We start from the raw sequence: 20,937 nt of genomic DNA, 5'->3' as shown, positions 1-20,937 counted from the left end.
AACTCTATTTCGCATCACCAGTTCAAATTGATGCTGCCTTTGGCTTGGTTGTATGTTGGATAACATTAGCAATCTGGTTGCATGTAAAACTCTTTAAGAGCTATTCACTGCTTTTGACTGCGGCGAATACGGTTATGAGAAGGCCACTGCGGGTTTCTGCTGAACCTTTTTCTTACATTGTTTGACCGAAGAAAATCTCTATATAATTGAAACAAATATCTCTATCATTTTTATCTTACTGAGGGGCAACGAATAATGCTTAAGGGTCTAAAGAATATGATCTTCGGGAATGAAACTGAAGAGAATGTTTCCGCAGGTTCCCACAGTGTGGCTGCGCTTCATCATGCTGCGGCTGGTCTCCTTATAGAGGCCGCGATGATGGACGGCACATTTGAGGCAGCTGAGAGGACTAAAATCTCGAAACTTCTTATCGAGCACTTCGATCTTCCTGAGGAGGAAGTCGGTGAAATTATAAGCGCAGCGGAAGAGGCAAATGCCGAACTTGTTGAACTCTATAGTATTACAAAGGTTGTTCGTGATCATTTTGATGAGAGCGAGCGAATTCGGATGATAGAAATGCTTTGGGAGGTAGTTTACTCTGACGGCAACCTAGATGATTTCGAAACCAATATGATGCGCAGAGTAGGAGGCCTTTTGTATGTATCTGATAGGGAAAATGGTGATGCAAAAAAGAGAGCTGCTCGGCTAGCCAACGGGGAATGTTGATTTGGCCAAAGGTATAAATCTCGCGGGACCCGCGCCTGGCTTCATTAAGATGCCGGACTACAAGGTTACGGTGGAGGGTGATAGTAGAAGAATACGTGCATTGGTTATGGGAGAATGCGTTGCAGACTCTACGCGTACTCTCATAATGCGTGAGAGTGATCACACTCCTGTGTATTATTTTCCGCCGGCTGATGTCCGTTCTGACCTAATTGAGAAGTCGGACCATGACAGTTTTTGACCATTCAAGGGCGTGGCGTCTTATTACTCGGTCAGGGTAAATAATAAATTCGAAAAAAATATCATATGGTCCTATGAAGTGCCTTTTGACGAGGGAGAGGAGTATGCCGGTTATATGGCATTCTTCGAGAACCGGGCCGAACTAAAAATTGGATAATTGGTACCAAAGGTCGGTCACTCTCTTAAATAACGGAGTGTTATGGTGGATAATTTTCCCGATCTAAGTTTAATTTACGATGAGATATGGCGCAACTTAGCAAGAGGCTCGAGCGATCCAAAATCTGAATATCGTTGGATGAATTTATCAAGCTCACTTGAGCATAGAGGATCGTCCGTTCGTACGGTTGTTCTCAGGCAAGCCCAAAAGGATGAACTGACACTCCGCTTCCATTCCGACCGCCGTGCTCAAAAAGTTATTCAGATTGAAAATTGTTCGTTTGTTATGGCCCACTTTCATGACCGTAAACGTGGAATACAAATCCGTATGACGGGAAATGCGATGATTGCCAGCCAATCAGTGAGGCGAGAGGCATGGTCGAAGCTATCAACGCATCAGCGGGAACTTTATCAATCAATCCAAGTGCCCGGTCATCCTCGTAAGAATGTCGGCTCTTGCTCAAAAGTACGGGAGATTAAAGATAAAAACTTTTGCGTGATTGAGATTTCGATTTTGGAAATAGATTGGTTGTCACTCAACCGAGACGAGCATTTAAGAGCTTTATTTCAGTGTGACACTGACCCTATCAAAGCAGAATGGATAACGCCCTAGCTTATTATTTCTTGGGGATCAACAAACTCGTTTGCGTAAGATCCACAATCTAAAACCGCAATCATTTAAAAAGTCGCTAGGCAGCGAGCTTTGGCTTTTTTCGGCGTTTCCGATTTCGACGCCGATGAGGAGTTTTACTACTTTGCTTCATTTTTACTTTATTATTTTCCAAAGCAGGAGATTTCTTATTATTTGCTTCGTTCTTTACTGGCTGCTCCTCGTGGTAAGGGTGGTTTTTGGATACAGGGATCGTTTGGCGAATGACTTTTTCAATATTTTTCAAGTAGTGACGTTCATTAGCTTGGCAAAAAGATATTGCCACTCCCTGCCGGCCGGCACGCGCAGTCCGCCCAATACGATGCACATAATTTTCGGGCTCGTTTGGCAAATCAAAATTAATCACATGGGTGATGCCTTCGACATCTATTCCTCGCGCGGCGATATCCGTTGCAACTAACACACGTATGCTGCCGGTTCGGAATTTATCCAGTGCCTTTTGTCGTGCATTTTGGCTTTTATTTCCGTGGATTGCATCAGCATTGATGCCGGTTTTCGTTATCTTCTCTGAAACTCGGTTCGCGCCATACTTGGTGCGTGCAAAAATAAGGGCGCGTTGTATTTTTTTATCGCCAAGCATTTCGATGAGTAGTTGCATCTTCTTATTTTGCGGCACGAAGAGCACCTGCTGCTCTATTTTTTCGACGGTGGTGGCTGGTGGTGTCACTTCAGCCAGAACAGGTTTTGTAAGTAGTTTATCCGCAAGTAACTTAACATTTTTTGGCATTGTGGCAGAGAAAAGAGCTGTTTGGCGGCGATCTGGCAATTGTGCAGCAATTTTTTTCACATCGTGAATGAAACCCATATCAAGCATGCGGTCTGCTTCATCTAAAATAAAGATCTGAACTGAACGCAGAGATGCATGTCCCTGCTTCATTAAATCGAGCAATCGGCCTGGGGTTGCAACAAGAATATGAACACCACGGTTCAATTTCTGCATTTGTGGCCGTATTGAGACCCCGCCAACCGCAACCATAGAACGTAGCGGTAGGTCTTTGGAATAAGCATGAATGCTGTCAGTGATTTGCCCAGCAAGCTCCCGTGTCGGAGCGAGAATCAGACCTCTTGGTTCACGGCGTAGCGCTTTCCTTCCCCCGGTTGCCAATAAATGGAGCGTTGGAAGTGCAAAAGCCGCGGTTTTTCCGGTGCCAGTCTGTGCAATTCCCAAAAGGTCCTTGTGCTCCATCAATGGTGTAATTGCTTGGTCTTGAATGGGAGTAGGGTGCGTGTAACCCGCGGATTTTAGAGCTCTTAATATTGGTTTTACCAAACCAAATCCTTGGAAGTCAGACATAAACTGTTTTCTTTCTAGCCGAACTACGCCCTTTTGGCCTACTCAGCAAGAGCGGAAGATCTCGCGCATTAATTTGAATTAATATTTTTTTGTTAACTTAAAGTCGCAGCTCTATATAAAGTTTGAGATCGCGATATACGTGCCCGTCACTGTTACGTGTGCGGTTATTGAAAGAAAGTCAAGCAACGAAGTAGAGTTATCCAATGAGAGCAGATCAATATAAGGATGAATTACACAAGCTTTTAACGGACATGCCGGAAAAGAAAAGATTAGAATACCTGATCGAGGAGCGGGAATTAATAGACGACGAGGCGCCCGACGAAATGTGTTTGCAGATGCTGGGGGTTATCGATGATGCTATTGCAGAAGTTTTGAAGGCTTCATAATTGTCGGTTGCCAGATTTGTGAAATATAATTTTGGATCGTTTTATATAGCCAGAATATTTGGAAGGGGGGGGTTTTTGAGGGAACGATACAAGGATTGTGCTAGGTGCGGAAGAACAGCTAGTGTCCTTTTTCGTTGCAAATTCCAGAATAATATAGGCTGGATGTTTCTGTGCAACGCTTGTTTGAATATAGTAAAAAAAGAATGTCCTGACACTTATCACTACGGTGGTACGTGGAAGAGTAAAAAAAAATAGGGCTAAACCACTTCTTGTTGTTGAATATAAGATTTTTATGGCACCATCACATTGCTATTTATACCAGTTCCAATAGGCCTTCCACTCTATCTGCCTCTTGAGCAGGTTTGTCCCACCTAATGCGATGGATTCTCGGGAAACGCATTGCAAGACCAGACTTATGGCGACTTGAAAGGTGAACAGCGTCAAATGCGACTTCAAAGACAAGTCCAACTTCAACCGCGCGAACAGGTCCAAAACGCTCTTTTCCGTTTGCTCGTACCCAACGGTCAATCTCGACCAATTCAGTATTTGTAAAACCCGAATAAGCTTTCCCAACAGGAACCAATTCATCAACTCCATCAACGGTACTGCGCCAACAACCGAAGGTATAATCAGAATAAAAGGAGGATCGTTTGCCATGGCCCCGCTGGGCGTACATAAGCACGCAATCAGCGACTAGTGGGTCTCTTTTCCATTTGAACCAAGGTCCTTTTGGTCGTCCAGGAAGGTAGGGACTATTTATTTGCTTCAGCATTAACCCTTCAATACCATTTTCCCGAGCTTGATCTCTAATGGCTGAAAGCTCTTCCCAACTTGAAAAGTTTATTTGTGAGGAGAAGTCAATTTGGGTTGACGCTACAGCATCAACCCAATCTTTTAATTTTGTTCGTCTATCGATAAGTGACTTCGATCGCAAGTCTATGTCATGATTAAACAACATATCATATACCCGAAAATGGGCAGGATATTCTTTGAGCAGGTTTTTGCTGGGTTTTTTCCGACCAAGGCGTTTTTGCAAATCGTTAAAGGGTGCGACAACACCCTCACGTACTATCAATAATTCGCCATCGACAACACCTCTGAATTTTGTTAGGCGCACAATGTCTGGGAAGGCTTGTCCAATATCATCTCCTGTCCTCGAGTAAAGTTTACATTCCTTGCCATCACCTACAAGGATAGCTCTTATTCCGTCCCACTTCCATTCGGCAACAAAGTTTTGGTGCTCTAAATCCATAAGGGCGTCTTTTGTTATCGGATTTGCTAACATCAAAGGTCGAAATATTAATTTGTCATTAATGATTGGTGGCGGCGCTTTTGCCTCTAGCCATGCAAAAAGATCTTGATAGGGAGGCTTAAGTCCGAACCACAGTTCCTCTATTTCTGAGGGCTCTTTATTGCCGTATTCGGCTAATGCGAGCTTGACTAAACGACCAGATACACCAACCCTCAGGTTGCCCATTATTAGTTTTAAAAATGCAAATCTTTCCGATGTATCTATTTTATCTAGGGTGTTCTCAACCAGTTCATAAAAGGTTTTGCGGTTCGCTTTCTGCAAGTCTTTAATAACGTTTGTTAGATTGAGATGTGTCTTGTTGTTGCTAGTGTTTGGCCATAAGAGCGATACTGTTTCAGCTAAGTCACCTACATATTCGTAAGACAGCTCGAATAATTTCTGGTCTGTTCGAGCAGAAATCAAGCTTCGTATTACTGATGTCTTTGCATTAGGCAATTCCAAGCCGCCTGTTAATATAGCGACTGCCCAACCACGGTTTGGATCTTTTTCTTTTTCAAAATAATTGATGAGTAATCGGATGCGACCATTTCTTTGTGGAGTGCAAATAAGATTATCTAAAAGTTCTGAGAAGGCTCTCATTCGTTCTGCTCTTCGTAGCCTATCATGGATAGTGCCCTTGCTCTAATTCCTTTCGTTTCAGCGTAGTGAATTAGTGCTTCCTCACGCCCGTGCGTTACCCAAATATCCGGTGCTTCAACTTCTACTAAGGTTTGTGTCAACTCATCCCAGTCTGCATGGTCAGAAATTATAAGTGGAAGTTCAACACCGCGTTGCCGAGCTCTCTGTCTAATTTGCATCCAGCCGGATGCAAAGCAAACTATGGGATTAGTAAATCTTCGAGACCAACGATCCCTAGTGGCGCTTGGTGGTGCAATAACAATCTGCCCTATAAGGTCTTTTTTGTTTGAGTGCGAAACACTTTTCAATTCACCGAGCGGAACTCCGAGTTGCTTATACAGATTACAAACTTTCTTTATTGCGCCGTGCAAAAATATTGGGCTCTGATACCCTGCTTTTCGTAACAAAGCGATCACACGTTGTGCTTTGCCAAGTGCGTAGGCCCCTATCAAATGAGTACGATCAGGGTTCCGTTCCAATGATGCAAGTAATTTTTTAATCTCAGTGTGATCGTCAGGGTGGCGGAATACCGGAAGGGCAAATGTTGCTTCGGTAATAAAAGTATCACACTGAACAACCTTGAAGGGGAGGCAGGTCGGATCTTGCCGGCGTTTATAATCACCTGATACAACAACCTTGGAACCTCCGTAAGTAAGCACTACCTGGGCACTTCCGATAACGTGTCCTGCCGGCTCTAAAGAAATATTCACACCGTTAAACCTAAGGCTTCTTCCGTATTGGAGTGCTTCTGTTTTTTGCCATGTATTGTTACCCATGCGCATTTTGGCTATTTCGATCGTCTCGGGTGTCGCAATTACCGCCTCATGACCCGGACGGGCGTGATCGGCGTGGCCGTGAGTAACTATTGCCTTCGGTACTGCTTTTATGGGGTCCAAATAAAAATCACCCGGCATGCAGAATAATCCGTGTGGTGTAACCTTAAGCCATGACTGAGGTTTTGGCATGATCTGGCGGATATAAAATTCTGTTAACTAATTCTAAGATGGGGACGTATAACCTTGTATTTATGGTTTTCCAAATAATAAACAAGCACTGCTAATGCATGGCCAAGCTGGTCCGTTGATCTTCAAAAATACTACTATCTTCGCATTCCACGATTTTCTCGGTATTTTTTATTTGTTCGAATTTCCGATAATCTGATTAGATCTATTTCAAACGTTTTGGATTAAAGAGCAATACTCATTATTGATGAACCATCTTATTATCAGTTCCGTTGGCTACAGTTTGAGAAGTTGGAGGAATACGATTGTCAAATTTTGCAAGATTATGTGGCGTTTTCATTCTCTTATTTGTTGGAGGCTGCGTTACAACTACCTCATTGGAAAACGCCACTACAAGGATTCCAATGATTGATGCGCATAGCCAAGCAAGCAAATATTTAGATCTGGATGACATTATTCCCCTGATGAAGAAGGCTGGTGTTTCCCGTACATTGTTGTCTGCACGTCGCGGTTTAAGTTGGCGAAAAATTAGCAGTCTTGCAGTGGCCAATCCTGAACGGATCACAGCATCCATAAGAACAAAAGGTGGCATTTATCGCGATAATTCGCCGAGATATTATCGGCGTCTTAACAAGCAGCTTCAGGATCCAACCTTTGGTGCTATGGCCGAAATTATGATCTACCATGCTGAAAAACGAAAAGGAGATGCCCCTGAAATAGACATGGATTTTGCAGAGCCCCAGGCGGCTGCTGCAATCTCTGCTGCTCGGTCCAAAGGATGGCCTATTGTTTTGCACATTGAATTTCAGTCGGTGCCAGGTGATACATTACAGAGATCATCATTTATGAATCAATTTGAAGAATTTCTTCAAGGCCAGGATAGATATCCTGTTGCATTGATGCATCTTGGTCAGCTACGAGCAAATGAGGCTGGGAGACTGCTGGAAAATCATCATAATTTGCATCTAATCACATCTCGTGCAAATTGGTACGGTATAAAACAAAAGAGTCAACCATGGACCGAAATGGTCGGTGCTAACGGTTTGATTCCAGCCTGGCGTAAATTGGTTCTTCAATATCCAGATAGATTCATCCTCGCTTTTGATAATGTTTGGCAAGAGGATTGGGGTTGGTTTTATATAAAACAAGCTCATATCTGGCAAAAAGTATTGCAAAGCCTGCCTTCTGCTGTAGCTCACGCGGTTGCGCACCGGAATGCTGAGCGTTTGTGGGGATTGCCGACAGCCAATGTACCTTGACGGACGTTTCTAGGCATATGATGGTTAGGTCGCAAAAATCAAACGCTTGAACTGTTCAATCGCTCAAGGAGTTTGTAGTGTAAATTGAGAAATTTATTTTGCTACGCAAATCGGGTGGCCCGTTGGTTGTAAGGAGAAGTAAGCAATGACTGAGAGCATTAAAATTGGGGGTGGTGCGGGATTCCTCGATGATAGGTTGGAGCCTGCGTTGGATATTCTTGAAAATTCTAATGTTGATTTTCTCATGCTGGAGCACCTTGCTGAGCGTACGCTCGCACTTCTTCAGGAAGCTAAGCGTTCAGGTAAGCCCGGACACGTAGCTAATTTACGGCATCGAATGGAAACACTTCTGCCGACTGCTGTAGAGAAAAAAGTCCGAATAGTTACAAATCTTGGTGGGGCTGATCCGATTGGTGCTGCGAAGTTAGTTTGCGACGTTGCCAAAGAGCATGGTTTAAACAACTTGAAGGTTGCTGCGATTACGGGTGATGATGTTACTGAGATGGTAAGAGAATTAGATCCGGTTTTGGCAGAAACCGGACAAAAGCTTTCAAACCTTGGCACACCTTTGATTTGTGCCAACGCGTATATCGGAGCATTCGAAATGAAAGATGCCCTTGACCAGGGTGCCGATGTTGTCCTTGCGGGCCGAGTTGCTGATCCAGCATTAGCCGTTGCCCCCTTAGCTCACCATTTTGGCTGGGGTCCGGAAGACTATGATAAATTAGCCTTAGGAACCATGACCGGTCATATGCTTGAGTGCGCAGGGCACGCGACAGGAGGAAATTATGCAGACGGCGGGAAACGAGTAGTCCCCGACCTTGATCGCCTAGGGTTTCCGATAGCAGAAGTTAGCGATGAGGGTGTCATAATCACGAAGACACACGGGTCTGGAGGGCTTGTTGATCGGCATGTGGTTCGACAGCAACTCCTTTATGAGCTTGGCGACCCTGGTGATTACCGTACCCCAGACGTTGTTATGGATATTAACGAAGTTGAGGCAGAAGACTTAGGTAAGGATCGTGTTCGGCTGTCGGGCGTCCGAGGACGGAAACGTCCAGATCAACTTAAAGTTCTATGCGGCGTTGATAATGGATGGCTCGGAGTTGCAGAAATTTCTTACGGTGGATGGAATGCTGCTGGGCGCGCTAAACTCGCAGGCGAAGTTGTCACTAAACGTCTGCGGCGCGATAAGGCAGTATCGAATTTGCCATTGCGAGTGGATATCATTGGGGTAAATAGTGTCTTCTCGTTTGGAGAGCCTAACGAAGAAATGCTTGATGCCCGGCTGAGGTTTTGTGTGCGGGCGCCTGATAAGGAGAGTGCTCAGGCGGCTTTGGCAGAGGCTGAAACATTAGCAACTAATGGCCCTGCTGGTGGCGGCGGAAAAACGCAATCGTTACGAAGAACTATTCGTACTTATGCTACCTATCTGCCTCGGGAAAAGATCCAACCTAATTTTCAGATGGTGCAATAATGGCAAGATTACAGCTTCATAAAATAGCGCACGGGCGTGCCGGTGATAAAGGCAATCGATCCAATATCGGACTCATTCCTTATCGCGATGAGGATTATGATTTATTGTCTGAGCAAGTGACGGAAGAGGCAGTCAAAGATTATTTTGGTCATATCGTTAAAGGAGATGTAAAGCGGTTTGACCTTCCATCGCTCAAGGCTTTTAACTTTATATTAGACGAAGCACTCGAGGGTGGAGTTAATGATTCCCTTGCGGTAGACACGCACGGTAAATCGAGAGCTTCAATATTGCTGTGCATGGAAATTGAGGTGCCTGACAACCATTGGGTGTTTGCTGAATGTTGAAACAGACCAACCGGCGCTATCATCAAAACACGATAAACGGGTTGACCGGGTGGATGAAAAATATCGGCTGAAAAATATACGTAGACCAACGTTGAGTAATGGACTTTGAACATATGGACATAACTCTCAGGCCACCTACCTCCAATGATGCATCAGCTCTGGAGAAACTCTTTCTTCAACTGGGCTATGAATTAAATAGGACAGAGATTCAAAAAAAAACTAGCATGCTGGCAAGAATGCCCGGAACCCACATGATAGTAGCTGAGATGGACACACAGGTTGTTGGTTTTATCAGCCTACAAATTCTCCACTGGCCTCACGTTATCAAGCCTGTTTCTCGAATTACTACGTTGGTTATTGATGAGCAATGGCGCGGTAAGGGAGTAGGGAGTAAAATGATCAGCCACGTCGAAAAGCTGGCAATGTCTGATGGATGTTCATTAGTGGAAGTCACCAGCGCGACACACCGAGCAGAGGGGGGCACACACACTTTTTATCACCAACTCGGCTATAGAAACGCAGTGAATGAAACCACTTACTTCCGTAAAAATTTGGGAAAGTAAGTTTTACTCTAATGTCAGGATATTCAATGCTGGCGCTACGCCTTTAATAAGTTTTACCACTGCGAAGGTGTGGCCTTTACCTATGTTATCAGTCGGTGAGCCAGAGTAAGCTGCTGTTTTTATATCTGTAACTATTTCCATTGCAGCATGATGATGACCGAGGGCGACATAGTCGCATGGGCTCTCTTCGACTTCTTGCAATGTGATAGGAGATGATCGCTCGCTATCTTTTTCATTTCCAACAAATAATCCATGCCCCATCCCAAGATACCAATCACAACCCTCGGGGCGTGTTGGACAATTACTGAGCGGGCGATATTCGGGCGTATGAGATACCATTGCTTTTCCCCAAATTGCTACGCCATGGTCTTCGGCCCAAACTACTTCTCCATTTGGGTTAGCTAGCATTACGACGTTTTCGATAGCATTAAAGTCATGCCGTTCAAAAACACCATTTGGTTGCATACAGTCGTGATTACCGGGTATGACAAACACTTTGAATGGCAAACTTTCTAGTACACGCATCGCCCAAAGCACAATGCTATCATCCGCTCGATTGCTATCGAAAAGATCCCCGGCGATTAAGAGAAGGTGTGGATCGGATTTCTTAATTTGTTGAAGAGTTTTTACAAATAAGGCACTAGGACTTTGATTGTCTGGTGAATACCCGTCTCCATCTAAATGCAGATCGGAGCAGTGTGCTATTCTGAGTGGGTGCGGCATGAAGCTTCCCTGCTAATTCGATAACAGTATGTGTTGTAACATAATCAATATTCTAACCAAAAAGAGTGTTGCGTACTATTTTTGAAGGGAAACTTCCTCTTTTGTTTTTAATAGCCTCCGTATGTGCCGGAGTTATAGCTGGTGATTGCTTTTTGCAACTTCGTGAAATCAGGACAACCTCTTGGGCATAATTTTTGTAATTTTTTCCAATTCTTTTGGGCTTCAGCTGGTTTCTTCAAAGTTAAAAACAATTCGCCTTGATAATCCAAGGCCCCTTTATGTTTTGGGTTAATTTTAAGGGCCTTATTGTAGGCGGCCATTGATTTGTCAAATTTCTTCATCTTTCTATAGGCAAACCCAAGATTATAATAAATGTCTGCATTTTTCTTATCGGCGTCGAGTGCTTCTTTGAGGAAATACACGGCGTAATCATACTTTTTTGCTTTGATTTGTTTTTTTGCAGCAGAAAGGTCCTGCAACGCTTTTCTCTTTAGCTGCTCTTCGCTAAGAGGATCATCAGCGGCACGGACTTGATTTGTTTGTAGAACCAATAAAAGAGCGAGTAACGCAAGCCGCAATAGTTGCATTTAAATTTCTCCTGAAATGAGTTGAGGTTAGGTCCTTCACGCCCCATATATATTTTAGGACTGTAAAAATCCAATCTAAATGGCGCGTCTGGTATGAAAAACCTCTAACTGTACTTTGCACAATTGTGATTAATAGGGTCGCAGATGGCGTGCTGCATAATTGCTTTGGAGTCCTCGGTAAAATGGTTTAAACGTCTAAAAGCCCATTTAGGGTAGCTTGGCTTTGGTGCTCTTGTTTTGATGCTTAAAAAAACTTATAGGAATCAGTGGCTTACGTTCTACCTTGCTGAGTGCTGTTATACGCACTTGCGCCAGCGCTTTCTCTCACTATATTGCAGCGAAAGTAGGACGGAAGTTCGTCCAATGTCGTTTCTTTATTGCGGAGTTGTATCCGCTTTTTGGCAAGGTTGGAAATGACGGAGTTATTGAAAGAATACGTTCCGATTGTAATATTTTTAGCGATCGCTATAGGCATGGCTGGAGCTATGCTGCTCGCAAGTTTCATAGTCGCTCGTCAAAAGCCTGACTCTGAAAAACTTTCGGCCTACGAATGTGGTTTTGAGGCATTCGATGATGCCCGAAGTCAGTTTGACGTTCGGTTTTATCTGGTTGCGATACTTTTTATTATTTTCGATTTGGAAGTCGCTTTTTTATTCCCATGGGCTGTTGCACTCGGTGATATTGGCGTTTTTGGGTTTTGGTCTATGATTCTATTTTTAGGAATTTTGACTGTCGGTTTTATCTACGAATGGCGCAAAGGGGCTTTAGAATGGGAGTAGGGCTTGACAACAATATACAACCGTCAACTGATGGCCCCAACGGAGTTTTGACTGCCGTTACAGAAGAGTTGACTGATAAGGGTTTTGTTGTTGCTAACTTCGACAAGTTAGTCAACTGGGCTCGTACGGGATCACTGTGGCCAATGACGTTTGGTCTTGCTTGTTGTGCGGTTGAAATGATGCACGCCTACATGCCTCGTTACGACCTTGACAGATTTGGAGTGGTTCCACGAGGTTCTCCACGCCAGTCCGATGTTATGATCGTGGCCGGCACACTCACAAATAAAATGGCTCCGGCTTTGCGCAAGGTATATGACCAAATGGCCGAACCTCGGTGGGTAATTTCTATGGGAAGCTGCGCGAATGGAGGGGGTTATTATCATTACTCATACTCGGTGGTGCGCGGGTGCGATCGTATCGTACCAGTTGATATTTACGTGCCTGGGTGCCCACCTACTGCCGAAGCGTTGGTTTATGGGATTTTGCAATTACAAAAGAAAATTCGTAGGACCGGAACGATAGCTCGTTGAGCGTTCCGGACCAAGTTACAAACAATGATAGTTGTCTCGTACAATGGATGAAAAAAGCCAGACATTACTGGAGCTTCAGGAGCATTTGGTTCATCTTTGCCCCTCGGATATCAAAACTCGGGGTGTTGCAAACGGTGAGTTAACGATACACGTAGAAGCTTCCCAATTGGTTAAGGTATTGCGAGTTTTGAAAACAGATACTTCCTGTTTATTCCAAGTTCTCGTGGATATATGTGGCGTTGATTTTCCTCTTCGTGAGCCAAGGTTTGATGTCGTTTATAATCTGTTATCGCTAAAACATAATCTTAGAATAAAAGTCAAAGTCACCGTGGATGAGGAAGATTGGGTGCCAACGATTTCTGGCATATTTCCTGCTGCGGGCTGGTATGAACGTGAAGTTTGGGACTTATACGGAATATTTTTCAAAGACCATCCAGATTTGCGTCGGATACTTACTGATTACGGGTTTGACGGGCACCCTCTTCGAAAGGACTTTCCATTAACGGGGTACGTGGAAGTTCGCTACGATGATGAGGAGCGACGAGTGGTTTACGAGCCAGTAAAACTCACACAAGATTTTCGCAATTTTGACTTCTTGAGCCCATGGGAAGGTATGACCCCAGATTTGCCGGGGGACGAAAAATCTGACACCAAGGATCCTGAGGGGACTGCATAAATATGGCTTCCGAACAAAAGCTCAAAACAATGACCATTAATTTTGGTCCGCAGCATCCAGCGGCTCACGGGGTTTTGCGCATGGTGATGGAGATGGATGGTGAGATTGTGGAGCGCATTGATCCGCATATTGGTCTCTTGCACCGTGGTACAGAAAAGCTGATTGAGTATAAAACTTTTCTTCAGGCAATTCCCTATTTTGATCGGCTAGACTATGTAGCGCCAATGAATCAAGAACATGCTTTTGTTCTTGCTGCAGAAAAACTTTTGAAAATTGAAGTTCCAAGACGCGGACAATTCATTCGTGTTCTTTACGATGAATTGGGCCGTATTTTGAATCACCTTCTTAATTTAACGGCCTTTGCGCTCGATGTTGGGGCCATGACGCCGATGCTCTGGGCATTTGAACACCGAGAAATACTCATGGAATTCTATGAGCGTGCGTCGGGAGCCCGATTACATGCAGCCTACTATCGCGTAGGTGGGGTGCACCAAGACTTGCCCGCTGGATTGTTGGAAGACATAGAAGAGTGGGCGGTTGGCTTCCCCAAATTTATTGATGATTTAGAAACGCTGCTTAACGAAAACCGAATTTTCAAGCAGCGGACGGTTGATGTAGGTATTGTTTCGGCAAAAGATGCTATGGGTTGGGGGTTCTCTGGTCCCATGCTAAGAGGCTCAGGGATCCCGTGGGATCTTAGGAAGTCCCAACCTTACATGGTATATGACGAGCTGCAGTTTGATATCCCAGTGGGTAAGAATGGCGATTGCTACGACCGGTATCTTTGCCGTGTTGAGGAAATTCGTCAAAGTTTGAAGATAATTCATCAATGTATTGATAAAATGCCCTCTGGTGACGTTCTGGCGCGCGGCAAAGCTGCGCCACCGTCGCGCGGTGAAATGAAGCGTTCAATGGAGGCATTGATACACCATTTTAAACTTTATACAGAGGGTTTTCATGTGCCTGACGGCGATACTTATACCGCGGTCGAGGCGCCGAAAGGCGAGTTTGGTGTGTATCTCGTTGCAGACGGTACCAATAAACCGTATCGATGCAAAATCAGAGCTCCGGGATATGCTCACCTTCAAGCAATGGACCATATTTGTAAGGGGCATATGTTGGCTGACTCCGTCGCAGTGCTCGGCTCTATGGATATTGTATTTGGCGAGATAGACCGATAGGTGCGGGAGTGGGTAGTAATTTCACATTTATTGGGGAATACGAGGGTGAGGTAAAACGCGCTTTGGCTAAATACCCCGAGGACCGCAAACAAAGCGCTGTTTTGCCGCTGCTTGATTTAGCTCAACGCCAAATTGGAGGATATGTTTCTGATGAGGCTATCGATGAAATATCAACTATGCTTGAAATGCCGCGCATAAGAGTCATCGAGGTAGCAACATTCTACACCATGATCAATCTCAAGCCTGTTGGAAAGTTTCTCCTTCAATGTTGTACCACAACACCGTGCTGGCTTAGGGATTCGTCGGCTGTGGTGGACGCTATTAAAGAACACCTTGGAATTGGAATGGGCGAAACAACCGATGACGGTGTGTTTAGTTTGATGGAGGTTGAGTGTGTTGGTGCATGCGTTAACGCGCCCGTGGTTCAGATCAACGACGATCTTTACGAGGATTTGACGCCTGAGAATGTGATTGATGTGCTTGAAGAACTTAGGGCGGGTAGACAGCCAACGATTGGTTCGCAAGTGGGCCGAACCAGTTCTGAACCGATCGAAGGAAGAACTACATTAATTGAGGCGATGAAGTAAATGTTACAGGATAAAGATCGTATCTTTACAAATCTTTACGGTTTTGAGGATTGGGAGTTAAAGGCGGCACGCTCTAGAGGCGTGTGGGACGGCACAGCGGATTTAATCAAAAAAGGCCGTGGCTGGATTATTGAGGAGATGAAGGCCTCGGGGTTGCGCGGTCGTGGCGGGGCTGGTTTCCCGACGGGACTTAAGTGGTCATTTATGCCTCAAGAGGAAAGTGAACGTCCCCACTATCTTGTTGTGAATGCGGATGAAAGTGAGCCTGGAACATGCAAGGATCGTGATATATTACGCCACGATCCCCATAGGCTGATCGAAGGGTGTTTAGTGGCAGGATTTGCTATGGGTGCTCACTCTGCGTACATTTACGTTCGAGGTGAATTCTACAATGAAGCAATGAGATTAGAAGCTGCTGTTGCAGAGGCTTATGAGGCTAAGTTGTTGGGTTCAAATGCAGCAAATTCAGACTGGGCTTTCGACGTGTATGTTCATCGCGGGGCCGGCGCTTACATTTGTGGAGAGGAGACTGCCCTATTAGAAAGTCTAGAGGGCAAAAAAGGTCAGCCGAGATTAAAACCCCCTTTCCCGGCAATGTCCGGCTTATATGGTTGCCCTACAACCGTAAACAACGTTGAAACTATTGCTGTTGCCCCAACAATTCTTCGACGCGGCGCATCTTGGTTCACTTCGTTTGGTCGCGAGAACAACCATGGCACAAAAGTTTTTTGTATTTCAGGGCATGTCAATCAGCCGTGTAATGTTGAAGAGGCCATGTCGACGCCTCTTAAAGATTTGATTGAAAAGCACGCTGGAGGCGTGCGTGGTGGTTGGGATAATTTGCTAGCGGTGATACCTGGCGGCAGTTCTACGCCATGCATTCCAAGAGAAGTTTGTGATGATATTCTCATGGATTTTGATGCGCTTAAAGAAGCCCAGACTGGTCTCGGTACCGCCGCGGTCATCGTGATGGATAAATCAACAGACATAATAAAGGCGATTGCCCGGCTTGCTTATTTTTATAAGCACGAGAGTTGTGGTCAGTGCACACCTTGTCGGGAGGGTACCGGTTGGATGTGGCGAGTTTTAGAGCGTCTAGCTGCAGGCAACGCTACAGTAGACGAAATAGATACTTTATTGGAAGTGTCAAAGCAGGTGGAAGGACATACGATTTGCGCGCTTGGTGATGCCGCGGCTTGGCCGGTTCAGGGTTTAATACGTCACTTTAGGCCAGTTATTGAAGAGCGTATCCTAAAAGTGCAGAATTCTGTAGTAACGGCGCAAGCGGCCGAATAGGTGGATTGAAGGTTATACGATGCCAAAAGTTACGATTGATGGTGAAGAGTTAGAGGTTGAGGCGGGGGTTTCGGTGCTCCAAGCCTGTGAGCAGGCTGGCGTGGAGATACCACGCTTTTGTTACCACGAGAGACTATCAGTTGCCGGTAATTGCAGAATGTGTCTTGTTGAGGTGTCCCCTGGCCCCCCGAAACCCCAGGCCTCATGCGCCTTGCCGGTTTCCGACGGAATGGAGATCAAAACAGACAGCGATATGGTCCGTAAAGCACGCAAGGGTGTGATGGAATTTCTTTTGATAAACCACCCACTTGATTGCCCAATTTGTGATCAGGGCGGCGAGTGTGATCTGCAAGACCAGGCTGTCGCATACGGGCACGAGGGCAGCCGATATGACGAAAACAAGCGCGCAGTAAAAGAAAAATATATGGGGCCTTTAGTGAAAACGATTATGACACGTTGCATACATTGCACGCGTTGTGTGCGTTTTTCATCTGAAGTTGCTGGCGTGGATTCTATCGGGTTGTTAAACCGAGGGGAACACGCTGAGATTTCAACGTTAGAGGAGGCGATACATTCCGAGCTTTCGGGAAACGTTATTGATCTGTGCCCGGTAGGAGCATTGACTTCTAAGCCATATGCTTTTACTGCCCGTCCTTGGGAGCTTACTAAAACTGAAAGTATAGACGTCATGGATGCACAAGGATCCAACATTCGCGTGGATGCACGTGGAAATGAGGTTCTGCGTATTCTGCCGCGGTTGCACGAGGAAATTAATGAGGAATGGATATCAGATAAAACACGTTTTGCATGTGATGGGCTCTCTCGCCAACGCTTGGATCGACCGTATGTTCGCGGTGAGCACGGGAAGTTAGTCCCAGTCGATTGGGGAACAGCATTTTCAACGGTTGCAGAAAAAATAAAGCCGTTAAAAGGGCAGGGTATGGCCGCGCTTGCGGGTGATTTAGCGTGCATTGAGAGTATGTATGCACTGAAAGAATTAATGCATTCGCTTGGTTGCCCTAATCTTGATTGTCGACAAGATGGCGCAAAGCTTTCAGCGAAACATCGCGCAGGATACATCTTTAATTCTGGTATAGCTGGGATTGATGAAACCGATTCTTTGCTATTAATCGGGACTAACCCTCGTGTCGAGGCATCCGTCCTTAATGCTCGTATTCGTCGTAATTGGTTTACCAGGGGATTGCCGATTGCATTAATTGGGGAACCTTCTGATTTAACTTACGAGTATGAGCATCTGGGTAATAACGTTGACTCACTTCGTGCTATCGCCGAAGGTAGCCACTCTTTTTCAGGGATCCTTTCCGCATCAGAAAAGCCTATGGTGATAATAGGAATGGGTGCGCTGACCCGGGCAGATGGGGAGGCCATCCTTGCTATGGCAAAAAAAGTCGCTGATGTGCATGGAATTGTTACCGATGATTGGAACGGTTTTAACGTACTTCATACAGCTGCGGCACGGGTCGGCGGGCTAGACATTGAATTTGTCCCTGCCAATGGTGGTGGTGGCGTTGATGAAATTCAGACTAGGGCACAGTCTGGCGAAATTGGGCTCGTTTATCTATTAGGTGCCGATGAGGTAAATATGGATGGTTTTGGTGACGCGTTCATTGTTTACCAAGGGCACCATGGCGATGCCGGTGCCCACAGAGCGGACGTTATATTGCCGGGTGCTGCGTATACCGAAAAACCCGCTACCTATGTGAACACCGAGGGTCGTGTGCAGATGGCGGCACGTGCTACATTTCCACCAGGTGAAGCACGGGAGGATTGGGCGGTAATCCGTGCGTTGTCTGGGGCTTTAAATCATCCGTTGCCTTTTGATACTCTCGATGAGCTTAGAGGAAAACTTCGGAGCTCCTACCCCTCAATGCTAGCCCTGAATACTTTAACGGCAGCTAAATGGTATGGTTTTAAACCTAATGAAGGTAAAGTCGACCCGGCACCTTTAACAAATATTGTGTCAAACTTTTATATGACTAATTCTATCACAAGGGCCTCAGAAACGATGGCGCAATGCACTGAAGAATTAGGCGTAAATTCCTTGAAGGCTACAGGAACCAATGGCTGAATTTTTCCAATTATATGTCGCGCCGGTCGCATGGATCATTGGGGGTATTCTGGCTATTACAGTACCTCTTCTTCTTGGCGTGGCGTACCTTACTTTGGCTGAAAGAAAGGTTATTGGGTGGATCCAACTGCGGCGTGGACCGAACGTTGTGGGCCCGTTCGGATTACTCCAGCCTATCGCAGACGGGCTTAAGCTGTTTTTAAAGGAAACTGTTATTCCTGCCAGTGCCAACCGAGTTGTATTTGTGCTAGCACCCATGATTACTTTTATATTGGCTTTGATAGCTTGGGCAGTAATCCCATTTGGTGAGGGACTGGTGCTCGCCGATATCAACGTCGGCGTACTCTATCTTTTTGCGATTTCCTCTCTCGGTGTTTACGGCATCATAATGGCCGGCTGGGCATCTAATTCAAAATACGCTTTTCTTGGTGCACTGCGCTCCGCTGCACAGATGGTCTCTTACGAAGTATCAATTGGCTTTGTGATAATAACCGTATTACTAGCGGTTGGATCGCTTAACCTCAGTGACATTGTTGTGGCGCAGAAAGGTGGAATTCTGCACTGGCATTTTTTGCCCTTACTGCCCATGTTTGTTGTTTTCTTTATTTCAGCTCTGGCTGAAACAAACCGCGCACCTTTTGATTTGCCTGAGGCTGAAGCGGAATTAGTTTCCGGGTACAATGTGGAATATTCATCAATGACGTTTGCTATGTTCTTTCTCGGGGAATATGCCAACATGATTTTGATGAGTGGTATGACCGTGGTGTTATTCCTAGGAGGATGGTTACCTCCTTTTGACATGTATCCCTTTACTGTTGTCCCTGGCCCGATTTGGTTCGTTTTAAAAATTATGGCCGTGCTTTTTCTCTTTCTATGGGTGCGCGCCACTTTTCCGCGTTATCGTTATGATCAATTAATGCGCCTCGGTTGGAAGGTTTTTCTTCCCCTTTCATTGGTATTCGTAGTACTTACCGCAGGTTTTCTTCTTGTTTTTGATCTTTTGCCGGTTGCAGGGGGGAGGTAATTAGTAACATGTCTATACTTGACCGTGCAGCACGTGGTTTTTTGTTGGTAGAGCTTATTGCTGGCATGTGGCTTACGTTTAAATCTATGTTTAAACCGAAGTACACTATAAATTATCCCTATGAAAAAGGGCCACTTAGCCCAAGGTTTCGAGGAGAACACGCCCTCAGGAGATATCCCAACGGTGAGGAGCGATGCATTGCATGCAAGCTTTGTGAAGCTGTATGTCCTGCACAGGCGATAACGATTGAGGCAGAGCCTAGGGAGGATGGTTCACGCCGCACTACACGCTATGATATAGACATGACTAAATGTATTTATTGTGGTTTCTGCCAAGAAGCGTGCCCAGTTGACGCAATAGTGGAAGGGCCTAATTATGAATTTTCCAAAGAAACGCGAGAGGAGCTTTTTTATAATAAGGGAAAATTATTGAGGAATGGTGAACGTTGGGAAAGTGAATTAGCCAATAATATAAACCTCGACGCACCGTATAGATAAAAAAGTTTTGGCACTTTAACAAAGGATAGTGGCGTTCATGATGGTGCAAGCAATAGCGTTTTATGTTTTCGCTAGCGTTACTATCGCTTCGGCGGCAATGGTGATTGGCTCGCGTAATCCAGTGCATTCAGTTCTTTTCTTAATTCTGGCTTTTTTTAATTCTGCCGGTCTCTTTGTCTTAATGGGGGCAGAATATCTCGCAATGACATTGGTAATAGTTTATGTAGGCGCAGTCGCTGTGTTGTTTCTTTTTGTTGTTATGATGCTCGACATAAATTTTGTGCAACTTAGGCAGGGTTTTTTGCAATACCTTCCAATCGGCGGATTGATTGGTCTTGTCCTTATTTTAGAGTTACTAATGGTGGTCAGTGGCTGGGTTATTTCTCCTGCTGACTTAAAGAGTGCTTCAGTCAACACCCAGGTTATTGATGGTGTGTCCAATACATTGGCACTGGGTCGTCTGATATATACTAAATACGTTTACCTTTTTCAGGCTTCTGGTCTTATTTTATTGATCGCAATGCTGGGAGCTATTGTACTCACTTTGAGACAGCGTGAAGGTGTGAAAAGGCAACGCATAACGGCTCAGCTAGATCGGAAACCCGAAGAAGCCATTGAAATTATCGACGTTAAAACGGGTAGCGGGGTTTAGTTTTGGAAATTACACTTGGGCACTATCTAGGGCTTGGAGCCGTGCTTTTTGCCCTTGGTCTTTTCGGTATTTTTATTAATCGTAAAAACGTAATTATTATTTTGATGTCAATAGAGCTTATGTTGCTTGCTGTTAATATCAATTTTGTTGCTTTTTCCACGCATCTCCAAAACTTGGTCGGTCAAGTTTTTGCTCTGTTTGTTCTAACTGTAGCTGCTGCAGAGGCAGCAATCGGACTGGCTATCCTGGTGGTTTATTATCGGAATCGTGGTTCGATTGCGGTTGAAGATATCAATATGATGAAAGGCTGAT

At 45.1% G+C, this 20,937-nt stretch carries 23 protein-coding genes and 1 pseudogene; 19 read left to right on the top strand and 5 right to left on the bottom strand.

From position 1 onward, the window contains the following. Positions 1 to 255 precede the first annotated feature (255 nt). From VX941_06715 to VX941_06705, 3 genes and pseudogenes are all read left to right on the top strand, one after another. Positions 256 to 726, top strand: a complete 471-nt coding sequence (locus VX941_06715) for a TerB family tellurite resistance protein (GenBank protein ID MEE2933100.1) — start codon at positions 256 to 258, stop codon at positions 724 to 726. Positions 727 to 775: 49 nt separating this feature from the next. After that, positions 776 to 1,120, top strand: a pseudogene (locus VX941_06710) (DUF427 domain-containing protein). Positions 1,121 to 1,162: 42 nt separating this feature from the next. Next, positions 1,163 to 1,732 (top strand): hypothetical protein, encoded by a 570-nt coding sequence (locus tag VX941_06705; protein MEE2933099.1) that lies wholly within the window; start codon positions 1,163 to 1,165, stop codon positions 1,730 to 1,732. A 76-nt stretch (positions 1,733 to 1,808) separates the two neighbouring features. Here the strand turns inward: VX941_06705 and VX941_06700 are convergent, their stop codons facing one another. Continuing rightward, positions 1,809 to 3,083: a DEAD/DEAH box helicase gene (locus VX941_06700; protein ID MEE2933098.1), complete on the bottom strand. Its 1,275-nt coding sequence runs from the start codon at positions 3,081 to 3,083 to the stop codon at positions 1,809 to 1,811. Positions 3,084 to 3,286: 203 nt separating this feature from the next. Between VX941_06700 and VX941_06695 the strand changes: the two genes are divergently transcribed. Further along, complete coding sequence (locus VX941_06695; GenBank protein MEE2933097.1) at positions 3,287 to 3,469, top strand: hypothetical protein; 183 nt, start codon at positions 3,287 to 3,289, stop codon at positions 3,467 to 3,469. A gap of 313 nt (positions 3,470 to 3,782) precedes the next feature. Here the strand turns inward: VX941_06695 and VX941_06690 are convergent, their stop codons facing one another. Both VX941_06690 and VX941_06685 read right to left on the bottom strand, forming a co-directional pair. After that, complete coding sequence (locus VX941_06690; protein MEE2933096.1) at positions 3,783 to 5,360, bottom strand: cisplatin damage response ATP-dependent DNA ligase; 1,578 nt, start codon at positions 5,358 to 5,360, stop codon at positions 3,783 to 3,785. Next, positions 5,357 to 6,364 carry a ligase-associated DNA damage response exonuclease gene (locus VX941_06685; GenBank protein ID MEE2933095.1) on the bottom strand — a complete coding sequence of 336 codons (1,008 nt, stop codon included), beginning with the start codon at positions 6,362 to 6,364 and terminating at the stop codon, positions 5,357 to 5,359. Before VX941_06685 ends, VX941_06690 begins: the two co-directional genes overlap by 4 nt. Before the next feature lie 302 nt (positions 6,365 to 6,666). Between VX941_06685 and VX941_06680 the strand changes: the two genes are divergently transcribed. The 4 genes from VX941_06680 to VX941_06665 all read left to right on the top strand — a co-directional run bounded on the left by VX941_06680 (position 6,667) and on the right by VX941_06665 (position 10,004). After that, positions 6,667 to 7,620, top strand: coding sequence for a hypothetical protein (locus VX941_06680; protein MEE2933094.1), 954 nt, complete (start codon positions 6,667 to 6,669; stop codon positions 7,618 to 7,620). 145 nt (positions 7,621 to 7,765) lie between these two features. Next, positions 7,766 to 9,097, top strand: a complete 1,332-nt coding sequence (locus VX941_06675; GenBank protein ID MEE2933093.1) for an acyclic terpene utilization AtuA family protein — start codon at positions 7,766 to 7,768, stop codon at positions 9,095 to 9,097. Beyond that, on the top strand, positions 9,097 to 9,441 hold the full coding sequence (locus VX941_06670; GenBank protein MEE2933092.1) for a hypothetical protein: 345 nt from the start codon (positions 9,097 to 9,099) through the stop codon (positions 9,439 to 9,441). The genes VX941_06675 and VX941_06670 overlap by 1 nt, the downstream gene beginning before the upstream one ends. 113 nt (positions 9,442 to 9,554) lie before the next feature. Then, positions 9,555 to 10,004: a GNAT family N-acetyltransferase gene (locus tag VX941_06665; GenBank protein ID MEE2933091.1), complete on the top strand. Its 450-nt coding sequence runs from the start codon at positions 9,555 to 9,557 to the stop codon at positions 10,002 to 10,004. Positions 10,005 to 10,007: 3 nt separating this feature from the next. Here the strand turns inward: VX941_06665 and VX941_06660 are convergent, their stop codons facing one another. After that, positions 10,008 to 10,727, bottom strand: a complete 720-nt coding sequence (locus VX941_06660) for a metallophosphoesterase (GenBank protein ID MEE2933090.1) — start codon at positions 10,725 to 10,727, stop codon at positions 10,008 to 10,010. A 107-nt stretch (positions 10,728 to 10,834) separates the two neighbouring features. After that, on the bottom strand, positions 10,835 to 11,314 hold the full coding sequence (locus VX941_06655) for a tetratricopeptide repeat protein (GenBank protein MEE2933089.1): 480 nt from the start codon (positions 11,312 to 11,314) through the stop codon (positions 10,835 to 10,837). Positions 11,315 to 11,727: 413 nt separating this feature from the next. Between VX941_06655 and VX941_06650 the strand changes: the two genes are divergently transcribed. Genes VX941_06650 through nuoK form a run of 11 tightly spaced genes read left to right on the top strand, consistent with a single transcriptional unit; the run spans position 11,728 to position 20,936 of the window. After that, positions 11,728 to 12,093 carry an NADH-quinone oxidoreductase subunit A gene (locus tag VX941_06650; protein ID MEE2933088.1) on the top strand — a complete coding sequence of 122 codons (366 nt, stop codon included), beginning with the start codon at positions 11,728 to 11,730 and terminating at the stop codon, positions 12,091 to 12,093. Beyond that, the gene (locus tag VX941_06645; protein MEE2933087.1) at positions 12,084 to 12,623 is read left to right on the top strand and encodes an NADH-quinone oxidoreductase subunit B family protein; all 540 of its coding nucleotides are present in this window, start codon (positions 12,084 to 12,086) and stop codon (positions 12,621 to 12,623) included. Before VX941_06650 ends, VX941_06645 begins: the two co-directional genes overlap by 10 nt. Positions 12,624 to 12,666: 43 nt before the next feature. Beyond that, positions 12,667 to 13,299 carry an NADH-quinone oxidoreductase subunit C gene (locus VX941_06640; protein MEE2933086.1) on the top strand — a complete coding sequence of 211 codons (633 nt, stop codon included), beginning with the start codon at positions 12,667 to 12,669 and terminating at the stop codon, positions 13,297 to 13,299. 2 nt (positions 13,300 to 13,301) lie between these two features. Further along, positions 13,302 to 14,480 (top strand): NADH-quinone oxidoreductase subunit D, encoded by a 1,179-nt coding sequence (locus VX941_06635; protein ID MEE2933085.1) that lies wholly within the window; start codon positions 13,302 to 13,304, stop codon positions 14,478 to 14,480. Between the two features lie 8 nt (positions 14,481 to 14,488). Next, entirely contained in the window at positions 14,489 to 15,067 is a 579-nt protein-coding gene (gene nuoE / locus VX941_06630; GenBank protein ID MEE2933084.1) for an NADH-quinone oxidoreductase subunit NuoE, read from the top strand. Continuing rightward, the gene (nuoF, locus tag VX941_06625; GenBank protein MEE2933083.1) at positions 15,068 to 16,363 is read left to right on the top strand and encodes an NADH-quinone oxidoreductase subunit NuoF; all 1,296 of its coding nucleotides are present in this window, start codon (positions 15,068 to 15,070) and stop codon (positions 16,361 to 16,363) included. Positions 16,364 to 16,382: 19 nt separating this feature from the next. Further along, the gene (gene nuoG, locus VX941_06620) at positions 16,383 to 18,452 is read left to right on the top strand and encodes an NADH-quinone oxidoreductase subunit NuoG (protein MEE2933082.1); all 2,070 of its coding nucleotides are present in this window, start codon (positions 16,383 to 16,385) and stop codon (positions 18,450 to 18,452) included. Next, positions 18,445 to 19,476, top strand: coding sequence for an NADH-quinone oxidoreductase subunit NuoH (gene nuoH, locus VX941_06615; GenBank protein ID MEE2933081.1), 1,032 nt, complete (start codon positions 18,445 to 18,447; stop codon positions 19,474 to 19,476). Before nuoG ends, nuoH begins: the two co-directional genes overlap by 8 nt. Further along, positions 19,476 to 19,973, top strand: a complete 498-nt coding sequence (nuoI, locus tag VX941_06610; protein ID MEE2933080.1) for an NADH-quinone oxidoreductase subunit NuoI — start codon at positions 19,476 to 19,478, stop codon at positions 19,971 to 19,973. The genes nuoH and nuoI overlap by 1 nt, the downstream gene beginning before the upstream one ends. Positions 19,974 to 20,010: 37 nt before the next feature. Beyond that, a complete protein-coding gene (locus tag VX941_06605; protein ID MEE2933079.1) occupies positions 20,011 to 20,625 on the top strand; it encodes an NADH-quinone oxidoreductase subunit J in 615 nt (204 codons plus the stop codon). A 2-nt stretch (positions 20,626 to 20,627) separates the two neighbouring features. Further along, complete coding sequence (gene nuoK, locus VX941_06600; GenBank protein ID MEE2933078.1) at positions 20,628 to 20,936, top strand: NADH-quinone oxidoreductase subunit NuoK; 309 nt, start codon at positions 20,628 to 20,630, stop codon at positions 20,934 to 20,936. Position 20,937 lies beyond the last annotated feature (1 nt).

Source organism: Pseudomonadota bacterium, from assembly GCA_036339585.1.
Classification (GTDB): Bacteria; Pseudomonadota; Alphaproteobacteria; order UBA8366; family UBA8366; genus UBA8366.
This window is presented reverse-complemented; position numbering and strand designations above follow the sequence as displayed.